This is a genomic window from Mesorhizobium sp. WSM4817 (genome assembly GCF_055811135.1).
In genome coordinates, this window is record NZ_JBVVQQ010000034.1 from 1 (window position 1) to 20,287 (window position 20,287).

The following is a 20,287-nucleotide window of genomic DNA, read 5'->3' on the forward strand; positions in this document are numbered from 1 at the left end:
GGCGCTCCTTAGGTAGCTGCTCAACAGCGTCGAGGGTGCCACACGCTCGCCGCCGCCCATAGCATCTACAGCGCTGTTGAGGGCGCGCTCGCGAGCGGCTTCGCTACCGCCCGACCTACACCACGCGGTGGGACACGACCTTAAGGTCGGCTTGAGGGCTGGCTGACCATGGCGTTAATATATTGCGGCATTATGAAATTTTAGACATTCCAGTAACAAATAAACTTAACATTCTTTCACTTGAGTTTTGGGGCTTGTTATTCAATTAACTAGGGCGCCCGAACCCGGCAAGATCAAGCGGGTTAGTCGAAATCCAATTTTGCTGGTGCTTGTTGAGGGATGAGACGCTACGCATTTGCGGGAAGCTGCAAATGATTTTGTAGCTTTATTACATAATGGTTCTTTAAGGAGTTGTTGGCATGCGCGTAGAAAACGATCATTGCGATGTGATCGGTGTCTCGGTCGCTCCCACGCAACTTAATAGTCTGTCTGCTGCGATCCTGCGGCAGCGGGGGATGGCGCGAGTGTCGCTGCCAGGCAATGTGGTGACCTGGGCGGCAGGCCGTCACCAGACGCTCAGGCGGATGTTTTCCGACCAGCGTTTCAACAGGGACTGGCGACAGTGGCGGGCGCTGCAGGACGGCGAGATTCCCGAGGATCATCCGCTGATCGGGATGTGCAAAGTGGACAACATGGTCACGGCGCATGGCGCCGATCACCGGCGCTTGCGCGGCCTGCTGTCCAGGAGCTTCGCGCCCAGTCGTATCGCCTCGCTGGCGCCACGGATCGAACAATGCGTCGATCGACTCCTGGCCGAGATGGCGCAGCGCGGCGGCAGTGCCGATCTGATGTGCGAGTTCGCCGTTCCGCTGCCCACCAACGTGATCGCCGAACTGTTCGGTTTGCCGGACGAACAGCGCGAGGAGATCGTCGCGCTTACCTACAGCCGGGCCAACACCTCCGCCACAGCCGCAGAGGTGCGACAGACGCGGCAGCGCATCCCGGAGTTCTTCCGTCGCCTGATCGCGCTCAAGCGGGGCCAGCTCGGCGACGATCTGGCTTCGGCCCTGATCGTCGCGCGCGACAACGGCGAGCTCGTTTCCGACACCGAGCTCATCGACATGCTGTTCATGGTGCTATCTGCGGGCTTCGTGACCACCACCGGCGTCATCGGCAATGGCGTGCTGGCATTGCTGACGCATCCGCAGCAACTGCACCTGGTGCGCAGCGGCCAAGTTCCGTGGTCACAGGCGATCGAGGAGATCCTGCGCTGGGGCAGCGCAGTGGCCAATCTGCCGTTCCGCTATGCCACCCAGGACGTGGAGATCGACGGATGCATGGTCCGCCGCGGCGACGCCGTCCTGATGGCGTTCCATGCGGCGAACCGGGACGAAAAGGCCTTCGGTCCCGGCGCCGACAGGTTCGATGTCACCCGGCGGCACAACCCGCACCTGTCGTTCGGCGAGGGGCCGCATTCCTGCCTGGGCGCTGAGCTGGCGCGCCTGGAATTGCGCTGCGCCTTCCCCGCGCTGTTCGGGCGGCTGGAGGATCTGGCGCTGACCATCGCCGCGGAGGACGTCGTCTACATGCCGTCTTACGTCATTCGCTGCCCGCAGCGCCTGCCGGTCACCTTCCGCCCTTCCATCGCTTAGAGAGTGAAGTGCCACCATGTCCGAACAACCCTTGCCGACGCTGCCGATGTGGCGCATCGATCACATCGAGCCCTCGCCCGAGATGTTGGCGCTATGCGCCAATGGTCCGATCCACCGCGTGCGGTTCCCGTCCGGGCACGAAGGCTGGTGGGTGACAGGCTACGACGAGGCCAAGGCGGTGCTGTCCGACGCAGCATTCCGGCCCGCGGGAATGCCGCCGGCGGCATTCACCCCGGATTCGGTGATTCTCGGTTCGCCGGGATGGCTGGTCTCGCACGAGGGGGGCGAGCATGCCCGGTTGCGCACGATCGTGGCGCCGGCCTTCAGCAACCGCAGGGTGAAGCTGCTCGCGCAGCAGGTCGAAGCGATCGCCGCGCAGTTGTTCGAGACGCTGGCGACCCAGCCCCAGCCCGCCGACCTGCGGCGCCACCTCTCCTTTCCGCTTCCAGCCATGGTCATCAGCGCGCTGATGGGCGTGCTCTACGAGGATCACGCCTTTTTCGCCGGGCTGTCCGACGAGGTGATGACGCACCAGCATGAAAGCGGCCCGCGCACCGCGTCACGCCTAGCCTGGGAAGAACTGCGCGCCTACATTCGCGACAAGATGCGGGACAAGCGCCAGGATCCGGGCGACAACCTGCTGACGGATCTGCTCGCGGCGGTCGACCAGGGCAAGGCAACCGAGGAAGAGGCGATCGGCCTGGCGGCGGGCATACTGGTGGCGGGGCACGAGAGCACCGTGGCGCAGATCGAATTCGGCCTGCTGGCCATGTTCCGCCATCCGCAACAGCGCGAACGCCTGGTCGGCGATCCATCCCTGGTGGACAAGGCGGTGGAGGAAATCCTGCGCATGTACCCGCCGGGCGCGGGCTGGGACGGAATCATGCGCTATCCGAGGACCGACGTGACCATCGCGGGCGTGCATATTCCCGCGGAGAGCAAGGTGCTGGTCGGCCTGCCGGCGACGTCGTTCGATCCGCGCCATTTCGACGACCCGGAAATCTTCGACATCGGACGCGACGAAAACCCGCACCTGGCGTTCTCCTACGGGCCGCACAACTGTACCGGCGCGGCGCTGGCCAGGCTGGAACTCAAGGTGGTGTTCGGTTCGATCTTCCAGCGCTTTCCCGCGCTACGCCTGGCCGTGTTGCCCGAAGAACTGAAGTTGCGCAAGGAGATCATCACTGGCGGGTTCGAGGAGCTCCCGGTGCTCTGGTGACGCGCGGACGCCGCCGGGATCGGGATCTTCTCCGCAATTTGCCGGCGCGCCTGGGCGCGCACCGGTCAGATCAGCCAGCCAACAGGTAACCAGGATGGACGTGCAAGAAACCACAGCAGCATGCCGGGACGCCTTCGCCGAACTGGCGTCGCCAGCATGCATCCACGACCCGTATCCGTTCATGCGGTGGTTGCGCGAGCACGATCCGGTGCATCGCGCGGCGTCGGGCCTCTTTCTGTTGAGCCGCCACGTCGACATTTACTGGGCGCTGAAGGAGACGGGCGATGCGTTTCGGGGACCGGCGCCGGGCGAACTGGCGCGCTATTTCCCCCGTGCGGCGACCAGCCTGTCGCTCAATCTGCTGGCGTCCACGCTAGCGATGATGGACCCCCCGACGCATACGCGTCTGCGCCGGCTGATCTCGCGCGATTTCACCATGCGCCAGATCGACGACCTGCGGCCGAGCATCGCGCGCATCGCCGCAGCGCGCCTGGACGGCATGGCGCCCGCGCTGGAGCGCGGGGACGCGGTGGACCTGCATCGGGAATTCGCGCTGGCCTTGCCCATGCTGGTCTTCGCCGAACTGTTCGGCATGCCCCAGGATGACATGTTCGGGCTCGCCGCCGGCATCGGCCCCATTCTGGAAGGCCTGAGCCCGCACGCCAGCGATCCCCAGCTCGCCGCGGCGGACGCGGCCAGCGCCAAGGTGCAGGCCTACTTCGGCGACCTCATACAGCGCAAGCGCACCGACCCCCACCACGACATCGTGTCGATGCTGGTCGGCGCACACGACGACGATGCCGACACGCTGTCGGATGCGGAGTTGATCAGCATGTTGTGGGGCATGCTGCTGGGCGGCTTCGCCACCACTGCTGCGACCATCGACCATGCAGTCCTGGCGATGCTGGCGTATCCCGAACAGCGGCACTGGCTGCAGGGAGACGCCGTGGGGGTGAAGGCATTCGTGGAAGAAGTCCTGCGCTGCGACGCGCCCGCCATGTTCAGCTCCATTCCGCGGATCGCCCAGCGCGACATCGAACTGGGCGGCGTGGTGATTCCGAAGAACGCGGACGTGCGCGTGCTGATCGCGGCAGGCAATCGCGACCCGGACGCCTTCGCCGATCCCGACCGCTTCGATCCCGTGCGGTTCTACGGCACCAGTCCTGGCATGTCGAGCGACGGGAAGATCATGCTGAGCTTCGGTCACGGCATCCACTTCTGCCTCGGTGCGCAACTGGCCCGGGTGCAGTTGGCCGAGAGCTTGCCGCGGATCCAGGCGCGCTTCCCCACGCTGGCATTGGCCGAGCAGCCGACCCGGGAGCCCTCCGCGTTCCTTAGGACGTTCCGCGCGCTGCCGGTGCGGCTGCATGCGCAGGGGGGCTGAGATGCGCGTCGTGGTCGACCAGGATCTGTGCGGAACCACCGGGCAGTGCGTGCTGACGCTGCCGGGGACCTTTCGCCAGCGCGAACCGGACGGCGTGGCTGAAGTGTGCGTGGTGACGGTCCCACAGGCGCTGCACGCCGCCGTGCGGCTCGCGGCCAGCCAGTGCCCGGTCGCCGCCATTCGGGTCATCGAAAGCGACTCTGGCGATGGCGAGCGCGCCAGCGCCGACCCTGCGCCTTCTCCGGCTGAGGCCTATCGGCATGCCGCGAAAGACCAACGCAATCCAGGAGGCCACGATGGGACGGTTTGAAGGCAAGGTGGCCGTGGTGACCGGCGCCGGCGCCGGCATCGGCAAGGCATGCGCCCTCGCCCTCGCGCGCGAGGGCGGCAGAGTCGTGGTGGCCGACATTGATGGCTCGGCGGCCATCGCCTGCACCGCGCAGATCGCGGCCGAAGCCGGCCACGCGCTGGCCCTGGCCATGGACATTGCCGATGCGCAGGCGGTGGCAGCGCTGTTCAAGACGGCGGATCGGCACTTCGGTGGGGTCGACCTGCTGGTGAACAACGCGAGCGCCATGCATCTGAGCCCGCGCGACCACGCGATCCTCGACCTGGACCTGGCGGTCTGGGATCAGATCATGGCGATCAATCTGCGCGGGACGCTGCTCTGCTGCCGGCAGGCCATCCCACGGATGATCGCCCGCGGCGGTGGCGCTATCGTCAACATGTCGTCGTGCCAGGGGCTCAGCGGTGACACCGCGCAGACGTCCTACGCCGCGTCGAAGGCGGCGATGAACATGCTGTCGGCCTCGCTCGCCACCCAGTACGGTCACGCGCAGATCCGCTGCAACGCGGTTGCGCCGGGTCTCATCATGACCGAGCGTCTCCTCGCCAAGCTGGACGAGTGCATGCAACGGCATCTGCGCCGGCACCAGCTCCTGCCGCGCGTCGGCCGCCCCGAGGATGTGGCCGCGCTGGTGGCTTTCCTGCTCTGCGACGATGCTGCGTTCATCACTGGCCAGGTCGTGTGCATCGACGGCGGCATGCTGGCGCATGTGCCGACATACGCCGACGGTGGCAACAGCCGCGCCGCGCGGCCTGCCGGCGACATCGCCGAAGCGGCCGCGGCGCCGCGCTGCTGATGGACATGCTGCTCAACCCGCTGGATCGTCGGCACCGGCTGCGGCACGACATCCCGGTCGTGCCCGGCGCTTTCCCCCTCGTCGGGCATCTTCCCGCCATCGTCTGCGACCTGCCGCGCCTGCTGCGGCGCGCGGAACGGACGCTGGGCAGCCACTTCTGGCTGGATTTCGGCCCTGCCGGCCACCTGATGACCTGCACGCATCCGGATGCGTTCGCACTGCTCCGGCACAAGGACGTGTCCTCGGCGCTGATGGAAGAGATCGCGCCCGAATTGCTTCGCGGAACGTTGGTCGCCCAGGACGGCGGCGCGCACCGGCAGGCGCGCGATGCGATCAAGGCGGCGTTCCTGCCCAAGGGGCTGACCCATGCCGGCATCGGCGACCTGTTCGCGCCCATCATCCTGGAGCGGGTGCAGGCGTGGCGCGACCGCGGCGACGTAACCATCCTGCGCGAAACCGGCGATCTGACGCTCAAGCTCATCTTCAGCCTCATGGGAATCCCCGCGAACGACCTGCCGGGATGGCATCGCAAGTACCGGCAACTGCTGCAGTTGATCGTCGCGCCCCCGATCGACCTGCCCGGACTGCCCTTGCGGCGCGGCCGCGCCGCCCGCGACTGGATCGACGCGCAGTTGCGCCAGTTCGTCCGGGACGCGCGCGCGCATGCCGCGCGAACCGGGTTGATCAACGACATGGTGAGCGCCTTCGATCGCAGCGATGATGCGCTCTCCGATGACGTCCTGGTCGCCAATATCCGCTTGCTGCTGCTTGGCGGTCACGACACCACCGCCTCGACGATGGCCTGGATGGTGATCGAGCTGGCGCGGCAGCCTGTGCTGTGGGACGCCCTGGTCGAGGAGGCGCAACGCGTGGGCGCGGTGCCGACCCGGCACGCGGACCTGGCGCAGTGTCCGGTCGCCGAGGCGCTGTTCCGCGAAACGCTACGCGTGCATCCGGCGACCACGGTCCTGCCGCGTCGCGCGCTGCAGGAATTGCAGCTCGGCCAACGGCGCATTCCCGCGGGCACCCATCTGTGCATCCCGCTGCTGCATTTCTCGACCTCGGCGCTGCTGCACGAGGCGCCTGATCAGTTCCGTCTGGCGCGGTGGCTGCAACGCACGGAGCCGATCCGGCCGGTGGACATGCTGCAGTTCGGTACCGGCCCACACGTCTGCATCGGCTACCACCTGGTATGGCTGGAACTGGTGCAGTTCTCCGTCGCCTTGGCGCTGACCATGCACAAGGCTGGGGTGCGGCCGCGGTTGCTGAGCGGCGTCGAAAAGGGCCGGCGCTATTACCCGACCGCACATCCGTCCATGACAATCCGCATCGGATTCTCATGAGCTGGAATCGCACGCCCCGTGTGGCGAGGCAGCGGCGCCGGCGACGCCCGGCATTGCTGCCTCGGCGCGCGCGCTCGGTCCGACACCGGCAACACCGCGGCGGCTCGGCGCTCGCCGTGGCCGTGTCAGGTACAAGGACATGAACAACATGCAGACCGGTTCCACGCTACACGACGACCGAACTGGCGTTTCCGCGCTCGGCGGATTGGGCGCGCAGGCGCGCGGCGCGTCCGACAGGCTGCTGCCGGAGATCTGGATGCAGGACGGTGCAAAGCGGGTTGATCAGGCGCTGGCGCGTCTTCTCTGCGCCGAAGACGACGGTGAGACCGAGCTGATGACGGCGATGCGCTATGCCACCTTGCATGGCGGAAAGCGCACCCGCGCCTTGCTCTGTCTGGCTGCCGGCGCACTGGCCGACACGCCGGCGCACATGCTCGACGACGTCGGCGCCGCCATCGAGATGATGCACGCCTGTACCCTGGTCCACGACGACCTGCCCGCGATGGACGACGACGTGCTTCGCCGCGGCCTTCCGACCGTGCACGTCAAGTTCGGCGAAGCCACTGCGATCCTGGTCGGCGATGCGTTGCAGGCGCACGCCTTCCTGACCCTGGCGAGCCTGGATGCGCCGGGCCACAACCGTATCGCGCTCGTGCGCGAACTGGCGCAGGCGGTGTCCGCCGAGGGTGCCGCAGGCGGGCAGGCCATGGATCTGTCGCTGGTCGGAAAGCACGTGGAGCTGGACAGGATCGTGGCGATGCACCGGATGAAGAGCGGAGCGCTAGTGCGCGCGTCCGTTCGCATGGGCGCGCTATGCGCCATCGCGGAGGATGCCGCGCACGCTGCGCTGTACTGTGCGCTCGATCGCTACAGCGCCTGTTTCGGCCTGGCGTTGCAGGTGGTCGACGACATTCTCGACGCGACAGCGGATACCGCGATGCTGGGCAAGACCCCCGGCAAGGACGCGGCGGCGCAGAAGCCGACCTGCGCGTCGATCATGGGGCTGCAGGCAGCGCGCCAGTTCGCGCTGGATCTGTTGCGCGACGCCGGGGAGGCCATCGCCCCGATGGGGCCGCGTGCGGAACTGTTGGCGCAGATGTTGCAGCGGGCCAAAGCGTATCTGTTCAAGCACGCGCCTTGCGCATGAGCGTCCGCATGGAGTCGCCCCTGTGCCGCTGCGATCGGCCGGCGGCAGCGGTGCATGCTGCACTGTGTCCGAGTCAGCGGCGCCGATCGCAGCGGTTGCCCAGCACGGCCGCGGCGCACGCGTCGGACCGGCGCCAGCATCCGGGCGCGTCGCCGCGCCGGAGCAGGGCGACCGTCCGGCGCTGCCCGTGCGCCGGGCCGCGACGGGCCTGCGGCGACGTGCCCGGCGTCTGCCCGATCCTGGTTCTCGCCAACCTTTTGCAGAAGGAACATCCCGCTTGAATGGGCTGTCCGAACAGATCCTTTCCGAATTGCGCCACCTGCTGAGCGAGATGAGCGACGGTGGCAGCGTCGGTCCGTCCGTCTACGACACGGCGCGAGCTCTGCAGTTCCACGGCAACGTCACCGGTCGGCAGGACGCATACGCGTGGCTCCTCGCACAGCAACAGGCAGATGGCGGATGGGGAAGCGCGGACTTCCCGCTGTTCCGCCATGCGCCCACGTGGGCGGCGTTGCTGGCATTGCAGCGTGCCGATCCTCTTCCCGGCGCTGCCGACGCAGTCCAGGCTGCAACCCGGTTCCTCGAGCGCCAGCCCGATCCCTACGCGCATGCGGTGCCGGAAGACGCGCCGATCGGCGCGGAGCTGATCCTGCCGCAGTTGTGCGGTGAGGCCGCATCCTTCATGGTCGGCGCGGCGTTTCCGCGCCACCCGGCGCTGTTGCCGTTGCGGCAAGCGTGCCTGGTCAGGCTGGGTGCGGTGGCGACGTTGCCGAGCGGCCATCCGTTGCTGCACTCCTGGGAAGCCTGGGGGACGTCGCCGACCACCGCATGCCCCGATGACGACGGCAGCATCGGCATCAGTCCGGCGGCCACCGCCGCGTGGCGTGCGCACGCCGTGACACAGGGGAGCACGCCGCAGGTCGAGCGCGCCGACGCGTATCTGCAGGCGGCATCGCGGGCGACGCGCAGCGGCATCGAAGGTGTCGTTCCCAACGTCTGGCCGATCAATGTGTTCGAGCCATGCTGGTCGCTGTACACCCTGCATCTGGCCGGGCTGTTCGCGCATCCCGCGCTCGCCGAGGCGGTGCGCGTGATCGTCGCGCAGCTCGACGCCCGCCTGGGCGTGCGCGGTCTGGGCCCGGCCTTGCACTTCGCGGCCGATGCGGACGACACCGCCGTTGCGCTGTGCGTCCTGCGCCTTGCAGGCCGCGACCCGGCGGTCGATGCGTTGCGCCATTTCGAAATCGGCGAGCTGTTCGTCACCTTCCCCGGCGAGCGCAATGCCTCGGTGTCGACCAACATCCATGCCCTGCATGCGTTGCGACTGTTGGGAAAGCCCGCCGCTGACACCAGCGCCTACGTCGAGGCCAATCGCAACCCGCACGGCCTATGGGACAACGAAAAATGGCACGTCTCGTGGCTGTATCCCACCGCGCATGCGGTCGCTGCGCTGGCGCAAGGCAATCCCCAGTGGCGCGACGAGCGCGCGCTGGCGGCGCTGCTGCAGGCGCAGCGTGACGGCGGCGGCTGGGGCGCCGGTCGCGCGTCCACATTCGAGGAAACCGCCTATGCGCTGTTCGCGTTGCACGTGATGGACGGGAGCGAAGAGCCGACAGGGCGCCGGCGCATCGCGCAGGCGGTGGCGCGTGCGCTAGAGTGGATGCTCGCCCGCCATGCGGCGCATGCATTGCCGCAGACGCCGCTGTGGATCGGCAAGGAACTGTATTGCCCCACCCGGGTCGTGCGCGTGGCCGAACTTGCCGGGTTGTTGCTGGCGCTTCGTTGGGGGCGGCGCGTCCTGGCCGAGGGACCAGGAGCGGCGCCATGATCCAGACCGAACGGGCGCTGCAGCAGGTGCTGGAGTGGGGGCGTTCCCTGACCGGGTTCGCCGACGAGCATGCCGTGGAAGCGGTCAGGGGCGGCCAGTACATCCTGCAGCGTATCCAACCGAGCCTGCGCGACACCAGCGCCCGCACCGGCCGCGATCCGCAGGACGAAACGCTGATCGTGGCGTTCTATCGCGAACTGGCGCTGCTGTTCTGGCTCGACGATTGCAACGACCTTGGCCTGATCGCGCCGGAGCAGCTCGACGCGGTGGAGCAGGCGCTGGGGCAGGGCGTACCGTGCGCGCTCCCCGGATTCGAGGGCTGCGCTGTGCTGCGCGCTTCGCTGGCCGGGCTCGCCTACGATCGTCGCGACTATGCTCAGCTTCTCGACGATACCCGGTGCTACTGCGCGGCGCTGCACGCCGGACACGCGCAGGCGGCAGGGGCGGGACGCTGGTCCTACGCCGAGTACCTGCACAACGGCATCGATTCGATTGCCTACGCGAACGTGTTCTGTTGCCTGTCGTTGCTGTGGGGGCTGGACATGGCGACCTTGCGCGCGCGTCCGGCGTTTCGCCAGGTCCTGCGGCTCATCTCCGCGATAGGGCGCCTGCAGAACGATCTGCATGGACGCGACAAGGACAGGTCGGCCGGCGAGGCCGACAACGCGGCGATCCTGCTGCAGCGCTATCCGGCTATGCCAGTGGTGGAGTTCCTCAACGACGAGCTGGCCGGCCATACGCGCATGCTGCACCGGGTGATGACGCAAGAACGCTTTCCCGCGCCATGGGAACGGTTGATCGAGGCCATGGCAGCCATACGCGCGCAGTACTACCAGACCTCGACCAGCCGCTACCGCAGCGACGGTGCGGGGGAGGCCAGCGTGCGCCGGCCTGAACGCGCGGGAGACGGCGGCGTGCGCGCGCTGCCGTCGGTCCGATCCGACGCAACGCCGTCGCCCGATGGGACGATGGAGCGAGCATGAGCGACACCGCCCTGAGCCGGCGCAAGGACGACCATCTGGACATCGTGCTGGATCGGCGAACGGCGCCGGCCACGGTCGCCGGCTGGGAGTACATCCGGTTCGAACACTGCGCATTGCCCGAGTTGGACTTGACGCAGATCGACCTGCGCGCCTCGCTGCTGGGCAAGACCATGCGCGCGCCGCTGCTGATCAGCTCCATGACCGGCGGCATGCCACGCGCCGAGGCCGTCAACCGGCATCTGAGCGAAGCAGCGCAAGCCTTGGGGATCGCCATGTGCGTCGGTTCGCAGCGCGTGAGCCTGCAATCCCGCAACTTCCAGGGGCTGACGCGCGCGCTGCGCCGCCTGGCCCCAGACATTCCCTTGCTGGCCAATATCGGCGCCGCGCAACTGCGCGAGGCCGACGGCCTGGACCTGGCGCGCCGGGCGGTGGATGCGCTGGAGGCCGATGGACTCATCGTCCATCTCAATCCGCTGCAGGAAGCGGTACAGCCGGAGGGCGACCGCGACTGGCGCGGCGTCCTGGCGCAGATCGCTCGCGCCGCGCGCAGCGTGGGCGTGCCGATCGTGGCCAAGGAAGTGGGGGCGGGCCTGTCCGCCTCGGTGGCCTGTGCGCTCGTCGAGGCGGGCGTGGCGGTGATCGATGTCGCCGGCGCCGGCGGCACCAGTTGGGCCGCGGTGGAGGGCGAGCGCGCCCGCGATGCCGCCGACCGTGCAGTGGCGATGGCGTTCGCCGATTGGGGGATTCCGACCCCGGCCAGCGTGCAGGCGGTACGTCGGGCGCTGCCAACGGTGAAGCTGATCGCGTCGGGCGGGATCCGCGACGGCGTCGACGTGGCCAAGGCCATCCACCTGGGCGCGGACATCGCCGGGCAGGCGGCCGGCGTGCTGCGCGCGGCGACGGTGTCCACCGAGGCGGTTGTCGCACATTTCGAGATCGTCATCCGCCAGTTGGCCGTCGCCTGCTTCTGCACCGGCTCGGCTGATCTGGCGGCGCTGCGTCAGGCGCGATTGTTGCCCTCGGCGCATCTGCCCGCCGGTTGATGCCGGCGTCGCCCGCACGTGGCGGCGGGCGCCTAGCACGCTGCTGAAATACCTACGCCAAACATAGACTACTGATCCACCTTGGCGAAGCGGTTCGATGCGGGGGAGCGATGTGTTCATGGAGCAGCTGTTCACGATGAAGCGTTGGAGGATTTCGTTCCAGCCGATCATCTACTGTGCCCGATCCGGCTGATGGTCAATGAAGCGCTGGTGCGGCTAGACCAGACGCGAGGAATGACAGAAACTCTCCGTAGGACTTCGACAGGTTCAGGCCATTGAAGCTCGTTATTGAGTACCAACCAGGCGGTGCCGGAATTGATTGCGGATATGGTCGTTGAAAAAGCGGCCTTTGGCGAAGGCGGCCTTGAACGCGGCGAAGGTCTCCGGCGGCACGTCCTCAAACTCGTACCGTTTGTGCGACGAACCACACCGAAAGGACTTTGCGCTTCGGATCGTATTCCGTTTGCGTATCGAGGTGGATGGCATGATGCAGCTCGAGCAAAAGTCTTCAACGATCGCAGAGCCTGTCACGTTCCTTCGTGGTGTTGCTCCCGAGCAGCGCACGAGGATTTGCTCCGGGCCACCTAAGGCATCGCGGCATCGCAAACGCGGCAGGCACGGTCTTCCGGGTCTCTCTTTCTACGCCGGCCTCATGCATACCCAGCAGATGAAAATCCGAGCGCGGCGCGTAGATCTCTGGGGCAATCAAGGGTGCAAAGGACATAGCAAAGCCGCAAGATATGAGCCGGATTAAATCAGGACGTGCTCTAGCGTGGCCAAGGACTCATAATTACGGGGCGACCTGCCAACCTCGCACCGTGATATAGCTTGTCCACTGTCGCAATCCCGACAGAATGGTTTCGTCGCTAACAAACGGAACCAGCCGCGCAAAGCCAACCTTTTGCAATAACAACGGCTTTTTAGGTGGCATGGCTCTTGCTGCTTGAGCTGTAACGTGCGCTCCGGCACAGAGCCGCTTCCAGCGGATCTCACGACCATTGCGCATATGTAGGCCAAAGGACTTTTCGATAGCGAGGTCAGGTGACGATGAGTAATCGTCCCGTTCACTGACTTCATTGGACCTGAGTTATGGAGGAGGTCATACAATGAGCAAGGCGATTTCGTTCGGGGCGGAAGTCTTGCCGGTGACGGCGTCATCGACGACCCTTCGCGAGCTCATTTTTTCCAACGACCTCACATTTTTGATGGAAGCGCATGATGGGCTTTCGGCAGCGATTGCCGAGCGTGTCGGCTTTCGCGGGCTCTGGGCCTCTGGTCTTTCCATCGCCTCGGCGCTCGGCTATCGCGACGCCAACGAAGCGAGTTGGACCCAAGTCGTCGACGTCGTCGAGCGCATAGTCGATGCGACGGACATCCCTGTTCTTGTTGATGGTGACAGCGGCTTCGGAAATTTCAACAATGCTCGCTTGGTCGCGCGGAAGCTTGAGCAACGCGGGGCCAGCGGCATGTGCCTTGAAGACAAGGGCTTTCCGAAGTTGAACTCCTTTGTCGGGGATCGGCATCCGCTTGCTGACATCGACGAATTCTGCGGCCGGCTCAAAGCCGTGAAAGACACGACGGGACCGGATTTCGTCGTCGTCGCGCGGATCGAGGCGCTGATCGCCGGTCACGGTCTCGATGAGGCGCTGGTCCGGGCCGAGGCTTATGCAGAAGCCGGCCCCGACGCGATCCTCATACACTCCGGCAAGGCAGTCGCAGACGAGATCCTGACCTTCGCCCAGGAATGGAACAACAAGCTGCCGATCGTCATCGTTCCCACCACATACTACAAAACGCCGGCTTCGGTTTTTCGTGATGCCGGCATTTCGACGGTCATCTGGGCCAACCATTCGATGCGGGCGGCGATCGCTGGCATGCGTGACATCTGCGGCCGCATCTCGTCGGAAGAAAGCATCGCCGGGATAGAGGACCAGGTTGCCGGCCTCGACGAGCTGTTCAGCCTGATCGGCTATCACGAACTGGCTCAGGCGGAAGAACAGTATCTGCCGAAGCGGACAGCAGAGCGACGTCCGAGCGACTCGGACCAAGTTCAAAAATTCGACAATTAGCTCAGGAGAGGCGCACATGCTTGCGCAGCGGATGTCCTTGCTTTCAGGTCCGGGCACTGCCGCCGCCCGCGAGGCAGCCAAGGTTGCTGCCGCGGCCGGCCGTCAGATCATTGATCTGGCGGCCGGCGAGGTGATCATCGCGCCGCCCACGTCAGTTCGCAATGGAGCGATCGCCGCAATCAATGCCGGCACGAACCGCTATACGGATTCAATCGGTCTGGCACCGCTCCGGGAAGCCGTCGCGAAAAAACTGACGATCGAAACAGGCGTTGGCTGGAACATCGACGATATCGTCATCACCGCGGGCGCAAAACAAGGATTGCTCGATGCTGCTCTGGCTGTGCTCGACCCAGGCGACGAGGTCATCATCTTTCGCCCGTGCTGGCCGACATTCCCGTCCCAAGTTCTTCTTGCCGGCGCAAAGCCCGTATTCGTCGAAGTCCGGCCGCCAACCTATGTTCCTGACATTGGCGCAATCCGTGCCGCCGTCACACCGCGCACGAAAGCCATCATCATCAACTCGCCTAACAATCCCACAGGCGCTGTCTACGATCGAACAACGCTTCAGGCCATTGGCGATATCGCTATCAATTATCAGCTCTGGATCGTTTCCGACGAATGCTATTCCAGCTTTGTCTTCACGGGTGGACGCCATGAATCCGTCGTCATGGCCCATCCCGGGGTTCGGTCGCGGACAATCCTGGTAAATGCCTTCTCCAAGGAGCTGGCGATCACTGGATGGCGCCTGGGCTATTTTGCGGCGCCGCCGGAGATCGTTTCCGCGGCCAAGAAACTGCAGAGTCACACGACCTCGAACCCCAACGTGATTGCGCAACACGCCATTCTGCATCACCTACAGGTTGGTGATGGCCGTTTCGAACGGGAGATGCACCGGCGATTGACTGATGCTCGTACCGTGGGGCTGCACATTCTGTCCGGCCTGCGCGATGTCGATGCACCGCGCGCCGAGGGTTCGTTTTTCTTCTATCTCGACTTGAGCACGTTGATCGCTTCGCTGCCGCAGGGGGGGCCCGTGCGGACCACAGACGACGTGGCCCAGTTGCTTCTCGATGAAACCGGCGTGGGCTCCGTCGCCGGTGGCACATTCGGTGATCCGAATGGTCTGCGACTGTCATTCGGGGCGCCCCCAGGCCAGCTGGAGCAGGGACTCCAAAAGGTCGTCGAAACGTTGAACAGCCTCAAGACCAGACAAGTGGCTGCCTGAGCCTCATCAGAAGGACATTCGATATGAGCAACCGTACTCGGACTGCCGTCATCCTCGCCGCAGGCACGGGATCGAGACTGCGCCCGTATACGGATTCCGTTCCGAAGCCTCTGGTGGAGGTAAACGGCACCCCTATACTGCACAACGCGCTGCATCAGCTCTCCGAGCTCGGGATTTGCGAAGCGACTATTGTCGTAGGCTACCGCAAGGAATCGATCGAGCAGTCGTGCGGCCGGCGGTTCGAGGAGGTGGAAATCGAGTATATCCACAATCCGATATTTGACCGGACCAGCAGCGCCTATTCGCTCTGGCTGGCGCGGAACACAATGCTTGCCGGCGACACTATCTTCCTCGAAGGCGACGTGTTCTTTGAGCGCGAGGTGCTGGAACGGACGCTTCGGACTGTCTCGGCGACGAAAAAGAATGTGGCGGCCGTCGCCGCCTTCACCGAAGCAATGAGCGGGTCGGCGGTCGAATTGGCCGAAGATCACTCTGTCTCCACGTTCGTGATGAACCAGACGCCGGCACAGGCGCAGGCAAGGAGTCTCTTCAAGACGATCAACCTGACCCGTTTCTCTGCGGCGGCACTGCACGATCGGCTAGTGCCGGCTCTCCATCGCGCCGTCGAGAGCGGGTACCACATCGCCTATGTTGAACAAATTCTGTCGCTTCTGGTGGAAAGCCGCGAGCTGCAGCTTTCGGCGGCTGACTGCAGCGATACCCGCTGGTTCGAGATCGATAGTGAGGCCGATCTCCGGTTAGCGGAGGAGATTTTCGGGTTGCCGCCGGCACTTGCATCACCCGGTGCATCTTCAGTCTCACTCGCGGCAGGAGCAACGAGATGATCGCCTACCTGCGTGATTACGCGAATGCCATCACTGCGCTCGCATACTTGTTCGCGGTCGTGGGGCTGTACCTCGCCCTCAACGGAAGGATCGAGCTCGGTGTCGCAGCCATGCTTTGGACCTGGTTTCTGGACCATTGGGACGGGCACGTTGCGCGCAAGACGAGCCACCTTCGCCGCCCGGGCGTGGCGGACTTCGGAAAGAGCTTCGACGGGTTCGCCGACTTCATTCATGGCGTGGTGTTCCCCGCGGCGGTCGTAATCCTCCTTGGCAAGGGCTCCATGCTGTCTCTTATCGCCAGTCTCACTCTGATTCTGGCGGGTGCCATTAGGTTAAGCTATTTCGAAAACGTCGGATTGACGGCAGACGCCCGCTTCACGGGCATCCCAGTCTCTTACGACACTCCCCTGTTGGCAGTTCTGCTGCTTTCGCGACCTCTCTTTTCTGGCGAGGCGTTTCCGACAGTCGCAGCAGTCGCTTTCATCGTGCTCGCAGCGGCCCACGTGACGACCACAATCAAAGTGCCAGCCATTCGCGGGGCAGCCATACCGATCGCGACTGGATTTGCGGTGATCACTTCAATCGCATTGGCTTTTCTTACCGCTCCCCTCTCCCCACTCACCGACAGCCCCTGAAGCTGACCCGATGCACGGTTTTTGGAGTAACCCATCATGGACAAAATCCCGTTTGCAGACTTTGGCCCGGAAAAGGCTCCTGATCGAGCAGTTTCGTCTGACGGAGTGATCCGCCTCGCTCTCAATCATCCGCCGCCGGTTCCTGGTGTCTTCAACCCGCTCGTCTCCCAAGCAGTGGGCGACTTGCTTAGAAAGACGCCGCCAGCAGAACTGATGGCCACCCATCGCTGGATGGGTACCGAAGAAGACAGGCGGCAAGGCGCAGCGTTCGTAGGGCGGCGCCTGGGTGCATCTCCGAGCCCTGAACGAATTGTTGTGACCCACAGCACTCAGGCAGCGGTTCACATGCTTCTTCCAGCGATCGTTGGCAATGGCCGACCTCTCGCGGTCGAGCAGATGACCTATCCACCAATCCGGTCATTTGCAGCCCGCTACGGAATTCCGGTCGTAGACGTCGGAACCGATGAGAACGGTCTCGATCCAGATTCATTCAAGCAGATTTGTCGGCACAAGAGACCTGCCGCACTCTATTTGCTCTCTACTTTTCAAAATCCGACAACCGTAACCATTCCGATGGATCGGCGGAAAGAGATTGCCAACATTGCTCGTCAATACAACGTCCAGCTCATTGAAGATGATGTGTATAGCCTATTAGCGTCATCCCCACTGCCGCCCATCTCTGCTTTCGTGCCGGAACTCTCCTGGTACTTGCTTGGCACGGCAAAGAGCCTTTCCGCGGGGCTAAAGCTGGCCTTCGTCATGGCGCCGACCAAGGCGGAGGCTGAACGGGCATTTTGGCCGGGCGTCAGGGCAACGTACTGGATGGCGTCTCCTATGAGCGCAGCTCTCATGGCTGAACTGATCTCGACTGGCAAAGACCTGGAGATCTTAGCTGCCGTGAAGGCTGAACTCAGTATTCGTCAGCAGATGGTCGCAAAAGGTCTACGAGGCTATTCGCTTGCCAGTGATCCGGGTTGTCTTCATGTTTGGATCCCGCTGAAGGATGCGTCCGGTGGAGACATCGCGGCGGCAGCCCTTGAACGCGGCGTTCAGGTGGCTACGAGCATATCCTACGCCCGAAATGATTGGATCCCCCCTGAAGCAATAAGGATTGGCATCGGGAATCCCGAGAGCCGGCCTGTGCTGGAAGACGCGATTTCGAGAATTCGCCAGGCACTTTCCTCATGCTCGCCGGCGTCGTGAACGAATGGGGGAAGAAACAAATGATCACAGAACCGGCAGCATATGCCAAGCATAGTCCGGCCGGCCTGACGATAGACGCTAGACTGATCACTTTCGACGATGGCGAAGCTTTAAGGCGTCGCGTACTCCGCCCGGGAAACAACGCATGGCGCTTTCCTTTCTCTCCCTCGTCCGACTTCTTCCATATGGGTGCATTCATAGAGCACCACCTGGCTTCGGTCGTCTCTTTCCTGATTGAACCGTCGCCTGATCCCTTCAGCCACTCCGGCCCCAATTGGCGGCTTCGGGGCATGGCGACCGAACCCGGTATGCAAAGCCACGGGATCGGTGGAATTCTGCTCGAAGAGGGAGTCTTGGAAGTCAGCAGGCGGAACGGTTCAATCGTTTGGTGTTACGGCAGAACAACCGCCGGACGATTCTACCGGAGGCATGGCTTTCAACCGTTTGGCGATGTCTTCGACATACCCGATGCCGGTCTCCATTCCCTGCTTGTTCGACACATCGAGCCAATCAGCTTCAGCGGCAAGTACAGCCGCCAACCTCGAAGCACATGATTTAACACGGCGGCGAGCCTGGTCCGTCAAAACGCTGGTGAAGACAAGAATTATAGGAAATTGATAGATGAACCAACTTTCATTGAAACCGACTGCGGCAGCCCCGAACTGGTCGATCTACACGGGTGCGGCTGGCCACTATCAAGCCACGAGACCGGATTATCCTACTGCATGCCCTGAGTGGATTTTGGAGGAACTCCCTCCTTCAGCCGAAACAAGGCTCGCCGTTGATGTTGGCTGCGGCACCGGCATCTTCACCCGGCGTATCGCTGACGCCTTCGACAAAGCCGATAGGATCTTAGGGATCGAGCCGAATGATGATATGCGCGCTCAAGCGATGCTCGCATCAGAAACACCCTCAAATATCACATATATACCAGGTTCATCCGAAGCATTGCCGGTCGATGCAAAGTCGGCGATTCTAGTGACTGCCGCGTCGGCAGCTCATTGGTTCGATCTGCCGAAGTTTTATAGTGAGGCTGCGAGAGTCCTCCGCTCCGACGGCGCCGTCGCCATTGTCCAAAACAAACGGCGCTGGTGGGACAGCCCATTCCTCGACGCTTACGAACAGTTCCACGAGCGGTTTGTCCCTGGCTATCGCAGAGGCACGTTCCCGGATCGATTCGGCGGGTTTGCCGCGGAGACCTTCGTAAATGATCTCACAAAGCACGATCAGTTTCGTGGCGTTCGCCAATCATCATGGGATTGGAACAGGAGCTTGTCGAAGGCTGATTTCAAGACGCTGAGCCTTTCCACAAGTCACACAAGACGAGCATTGGCCGGCAACGGTGAGAGCGTGGTGATGAAGGCCTTGGACGATCTCCTCGATCTCTTTTCGGGCACGGAAGGGCACCTTGACGTCCCGTACGTGACGGAAGTGACGATGGCGAAGCGTTTGCCCCTTCGTACCTAGTAAACCCCGAAGGCAAGCACCCTGCCAACGCTAGTAGCAGGATAGAGCGTCGTGGTGCTCAGGAGGGTCCCAATGAACGAAAAGAGCCGGGTTAGTACAAACATCAACTTTGACGCTGACGGTATCTCGCATGGTTACCTACAGGTTCCCCATTCGACGACCGACTCTGCCTATGGCTGGATCCCGGTCCCCGTTACCGTTATCAAGAACGGCTATGGTCCCAGCGTCCTGCTGATGGCCGGTAATCACGGCGACGAATATGAAGGCCAAATTTTGCTCATGAAACTTTTACGCGGCCTTTCTGCTGACCAAGTTACAGGACGCCTTATTATTCTACCGGGCGTCAACTCTCCCGCCGTGGCAGCGGGCCAGAGAGTCTCTCCTATTGATGGCGGAAACCTGAACCGCCTCTTCCCGGGCGATGCAGATGGCACACCTACCCAAATGATCGCGCACTATATAGACAGCGTCTTGCTTCCGCTCGTTCGTTATTGCTTCGATTTCCACTCGGGTGGCTATTCTTTGGAATACATCCCATCTGCCCACCTGGTAGCGCCGTCTGAACTATCCCTCAGGAAAGAGGCACTCGGATTCCTCAACGCGTTCGGCATGCCGAACAGCATCCTCATTGAAGGTTTGGCGAATGACGATCAACTTCTTCTCGGCTCCTGTCGTCGGCGGGGCGTTGGGCATATGTCGACGGAATTGGGCGGCGCAGCGGCCTTCTCTGTCGACGCATTTCGAGCAGCTGAACGAGGGCTCCCTCGGCTGTTGCGTCACGTTGGCGTTTTAGCTCCGAACGACCATACAGAACCCGCACCCTCGACAAGGTTTTATCTTCGGCAACCGGCGCGAGAATTGATCTTCGCAACCGACAGTGGCGTCTTCGAAGCGTACGTGAAGCTCGGGGACGCAGTCAACGAAGGGGATTTGGCGGGGCAGATCCACTTTCCCGAAATACCCTGGCGAGCTCCCGAGACGATGTTCTTCCCGACAGGAGGGGTAATTTTAGCAAAACGAGCTCCCGCTCGAGCGAGGATCGGAGATTGTTTGTTCGCTCTCGGCGTGCCCGGCCTGGCGGAGGCATCTGATGATTAGCAAT

The 20,287-nt window shown here is 63.7% G+C and carries 18 protein-coding genes and 2 pseudogenes; 19 read left to right on the forward strand and 1 reads right to left on the reverse strand.

What is annotated here, in order from left to right; translation table 11 throughout:
* Window positions 1-446 precede the first annotated feature (446 nt).
* The 11 genes and pseudogenes from AC0L2K_RS30720 to AC0L2K_RS30770 form a co-directional block, all read left to right on the forward strand.
* Window positions 447-1,652 carry a cytochrome P450 family protein gene (locus AC0L2K_RS30720; protein WP_473533174.1) on the forward strand — a complete coding sequence of 402 codons (1,206 nt, stop codon included), beginning with the start codon at window positions 447-449 and terminating at the stop codon, window positions 1,650-1,652.
* 16 nt (window positions 1,653-1,668) lie between these two features.
* Window positions 1,669-2,871, forward strand: coding sequence for a cytochrome P450 (locus AC0L2K_RS30725; protein ID WP_473533175.1), 1,203 nt, complete (start codon window positions 1,669-1,671; stop codon window positions 2,869-2,871).
* A gap of 94 nt (window positions 2,872-2,965) precedes the next feature.
* On the forward strand, window positions 2,966-4,255 hold the full coding sequence (locus AC0L2K_RS30730; protein ID WP_473533176.1) for a cytochrome P450: 1,290 nt from the start codon (window positions 2,966-2,968) through the stop codon (window positions 4,253-4,255).
* A gap of 1 nt (window position 4,256) precedes the next feature.
* Window positions 4,257-4,565: a ferredoxin gene (locus AC0L2K_RS30735; RefSeq protein WP_473512003.1), complete on the forward strand. Its 309-nt coding sequence runs from the start codon at window positions 4,257-4,259 to the stop codon at window positions 4,563-4,565.
* Window positions 4,552-5,397, forward strand: coding sequence for an SDR family oxidoreductase (locus tag AC0L2K_RS30740; protein WP_473533177.1), 846 nt, complete (start codon window positions 4,552-4,554; stop codon window positions 5,395-5,397). Before AC0L2K_RS30735 ends, AC0L2K_RS30740 begins: the two co-directional genes overlap by 14 nt.
* Window positions 5,397-6,740 carry a cytochrome P450 gene (locus AC0L2K_RS30745; protein ID WP_473533178.1) on the forward strand — a complete coding sequence of 448 codons (1,344 nt, stop codon included), beginning with the start codon at window positions 5,397-5,399 and terminating at the stop codon, window positions 6,738-6,740. Before AC0L2K_RS30740 ends, AC0L2K_RS30745 begins: the two co-directional genes overlap by 1 nt.
* Window positions 6,741-6,888: 148 nt before the next feature.
* Entirely contained in the window at window positions 6,889-7,887 is a 999-nt protein-coding gene (locus tag AC0L2K_RS30750; protein WP_473533213.1) for a polyprenyl synthetase family protein, read from the forward strand.
* A 277-nt stretch (window positions 7,888-8,164) separates the two neighbouring features.
* Window positions 8,165-9,715 carry a hypothetical protein gene (locus AC0L2K_RS30755; RefSeq protein ID WP_473533179.1) on the forward strand — a complete coding sequence of 517 codons (1,551 nt, stop codon included), beginning with the start codon at window positions 8,165-8,167 and terminating at the stop codon, window positions 9,713-9,715.
* Window positions 9,712-10,610 (forward strand): annotated as a pseudogene (locus AC0L2K_RS30760) (terpene synthase family protein). Before AC0L2K_RS30755 ends, AC0L2K_RS30760 begins: the two are co-directional and overlap by 4 nt.
* 84 nt (window positions 10,611-10,694) lie before the next feature.
* Complete coding sequence (fni, locus tag AC0L2K_RS30765; protein WP_473482514.1) at window positions 10,695-11,741, forward strand: type 2 isopentenyl-diphosphate Delta-isomerase; 1,047 nt, start codon at window positions 10,695-10,697, stop codon at window positions 11,739-11,741.
* Window positions 11,742-11,838: 97 nt separating this feature from the next.
* A pseudogene (locus tag AC0L2K_RS30770) lies at window positions 11,839-11,978 on the forward strand (IS5/IS1182 family transposase); the annotation flags it as partial.
* A gap of 48 nt (window positions 11,979-12,026) precedes the next feature.
* Here AC0L2K_RS30770 and AC0L2K_RS30775 read toward each other — a convergent pair.
* A complete protein-coding gene (locus AC0L2K_RS30775) occupies window positions 12,027-12,227 on the reverse strand; it encodes a KTSC domain-containing protein (RefSeq protein WP_473533180.1) in 201 nt (66 codons plus the stop codon).
* Window positions 12,228-12,847: 620 nt separating this feature from the next.
* Between AC0L2K_RS30775 and aepX the strand changes: the two genes are divergently transcribed.
* The 8 genes from aepX (at window position 12,848) to AC0L2K_RS30815 (ending at window position 20,283) form a co-directional block, all read left to right on the forward strand.
* Entirely contained in the window at window positions 12,848-13,810 is a 963-nt protein-coding gene (aepX, locus tag AC0L2K_RS30780; protein WP_473533181.1) for a phosphoenolpyruvate mutase, read from the forward strand.
* A gap of 16 nt (window positions 13,811-13,826) precedes the next feature.
* On the forward strand, window positions 13,827-15,035 hold the full coding sequence (locus tag AC0L2K_RS30785) for a pyridoxal phosphate-dependent aminotransferase (protein ID WP_473533182.1): 1,209 nt from the start codon (window positions 13,827-13,829) through the stop codon (window positions 15,033-15,035).
* A gap of 23 nt (window positions 15,036-15,058) precedes the next feature.
* On the forward strand, window positions 15,059-15,880 hold the full coding sequence (locus AC0L2K_RS30790) for a phosphocholine cytidylyltransferase family protein (protein ID WP_473533183.1): 822 nt from the start codon (window positions 15,059-15,061) through the stop codon (window positions 15,878-15,880).
* Window positions 15,877-16,515 (forward strand): CDP-alcohol phosphatidyltransferase family protein, encoded by a 639-nt coding sequence (locus tag AC0L2K_RS30795; RefSeq protein ID WP_473533184.1) that lies wholly within the window; start codon window positions 15,877-15,879, stop codon window positions 16,513-16,515. The genes AC0L2K_RS30790 and AC0L2K_RS30795 overlap by 4 nt, the downstream gene beginning before the upstream one ends.
* Window positions 16,516-16,551: 36 nt before the next feature.
* Window positions 16,552-17,718, forward strand: coding sequence for an aminotransferase-like domain-containing protein (locus AC0L2K_RS30800; RefSeq protein ID WP_473533185.1), 1,167 nt, complete (start codon window positions 16,552-16,554; stop codon window positions 17,716-17,718).
* Window positions 17,700-18,272 carry a GNAT family N-acetyltransferase gene (locus AC0L2K_RS30805; protein ID WP_473533186.1) on the forward strand — a complete coding sequence of 191 codons (573 nt, stop codon included), beginning with the start codon at window positions 17,700-17,702 and terminating at the stop codon, window positions 18,270-18,272. Before AC0L2K_RS30800 ends, AC0L2K_RS30805 begins: the two co-directional genes overlap by 19 nt.
* A gap of 67 nt (window positions 18,273-18,339) precedes the next feature.
* Window positions 18,340-19,185 carry a class I SAM-dependent methyltransferase gene (locus AC0L2K_RS30810; RefSeq protein WP_473533187.1) on the forward strand — a complete coding sequence of 282 codons (846 nt, stop codon included), beginning with the start codon at window positions 18,340-18,342 and terminating at the stop codon, window positions 19,183-19,185.
* A gap of 72 nt (window positions 19,186-19,257) precedes the next feature.
* The gene (locus tag AC0L2K_RS30815; RefSeq protein ID WP_473533188.1) at window positions 19,258-20,283 is read left to right on the forward strand and encodes a succinylglutamate desuccinylase/aspartoacylase family protein; all 1,026 of its coding nucleotides are present in this window, start codon (window positions 19,258-19,260) and stop codon (window positions 20,281-20,283) included.
* Window positions 20,284-20,287: the final 4 nt, after the last annotated feature.

Coding starts and splice junctions, on each gene's coding strand:
- AC0L2K_RS30725 (WP_473533175.1), top strand. CDS start 1,669: ATGTCCGAACAACCCTTGCCGACGCTGCCGATGTGGCGCATCGATCAC.
- AC0L2K_RS30730 (WP_473533176.1), top strand. CDS start 2,966: ATGGACGTGCAAGAAACCACAGCAGCATGCCGGGACGCCTTCGCCGAA.
- AC0L2K_RS30735 (WP_473512003.1), top strand. CDS start 4,257: ATGCGCGTCGTGGTCGACCAGGATCTGTGCGGAACCACCGGGCAGTGC.
- AC0L2K_RS30740 (WP_473533177.1), top strand. CDS start 4,552: ATGGGACGGTTTGAAGGCAAGGTGGCCGTGGTGACCGGCGCCGGCGCC.
- AC0L2K_RS30745 (WP_473533178.1), top strand. CDS start 5,397: ATGGACATGCTGCTCAACCCGCTGGATCGTCGGCACCGGCTGCGGCAC.
- AC0L2K_RS30750 (WP_473533213.1), top strand. CDS start 6,889: ATGCAGACCGGTTCCACGCTACACGACGACCGAACTGGCGTTTCCGCG.
- fni (WP_473482514.1), top strand. CDS start 10,695: ATGAGCGACACCGCCCTGAGCCGGCGCAAGGACGACCATCTGGACATC.
- AC0L2K_RS30775 (WP_473533180.1), bottom strand. CDS start 12,227: ATGCCATCCACCTCGATACGCAAACGGAATACGATCCGAAGCGCAAAG.
- aepX (WP_473533181.1), top strand. CDS start 12,848: ATGAGCAAGGCGATTTCGTTCGGGGCGGAAGTCTTGCCGGTGACGGCG.
- AC0L2K_RS30785 (WP_473533182.1), top strand. CDS start 13,827: ATGCTTGCGCAGCGGATGTCCTTGCTTTCAGGTCCGGGCACTGCCGCC.
- AC0L2K_RS30790 (WP_473533183.1), top strand. CDS start 15,059: ATGAGCAACCGTACTCGGACTGCCGTCATCCTCGCCGCAGGCACGGGA.
- AC0L2K_RS30795 (WP_473533184.1), top strand. CDS start 15,877: ATGATCGCCTACCTGCGTGATTACGCGAATGCCATCACTGCGCTCGCA.
- AC0L2K_RS30800 (WP_473533185.1), top strand. CDS start 16,552: ATGGACAAAATCCCGTTTGCAGACTTTGGCCCGGAAAAGGCTCCTGAT.
- AC0L2K_RS30805 (WP_473533186.1), top strand. CDS start 17,700: ATGCTCGCCGGCGTCGTGAACGAATGGGGGAAGAAACAAATGATCACA.
- AC0L2K_RS30810 (WP_473533187.1), top strand. CDS start 18,340: ATGAACCAACTTTCATTGAAACCGACTGCGGCAGCCCCGAACTGGTCG.
- AC0L2K_RS30815 (WP_473533188.1), top strand. CDS start 19,258: ATGAACGAAAAGAGCCGGGTTAGTACAAACATCAACTTTGACGCTGAC.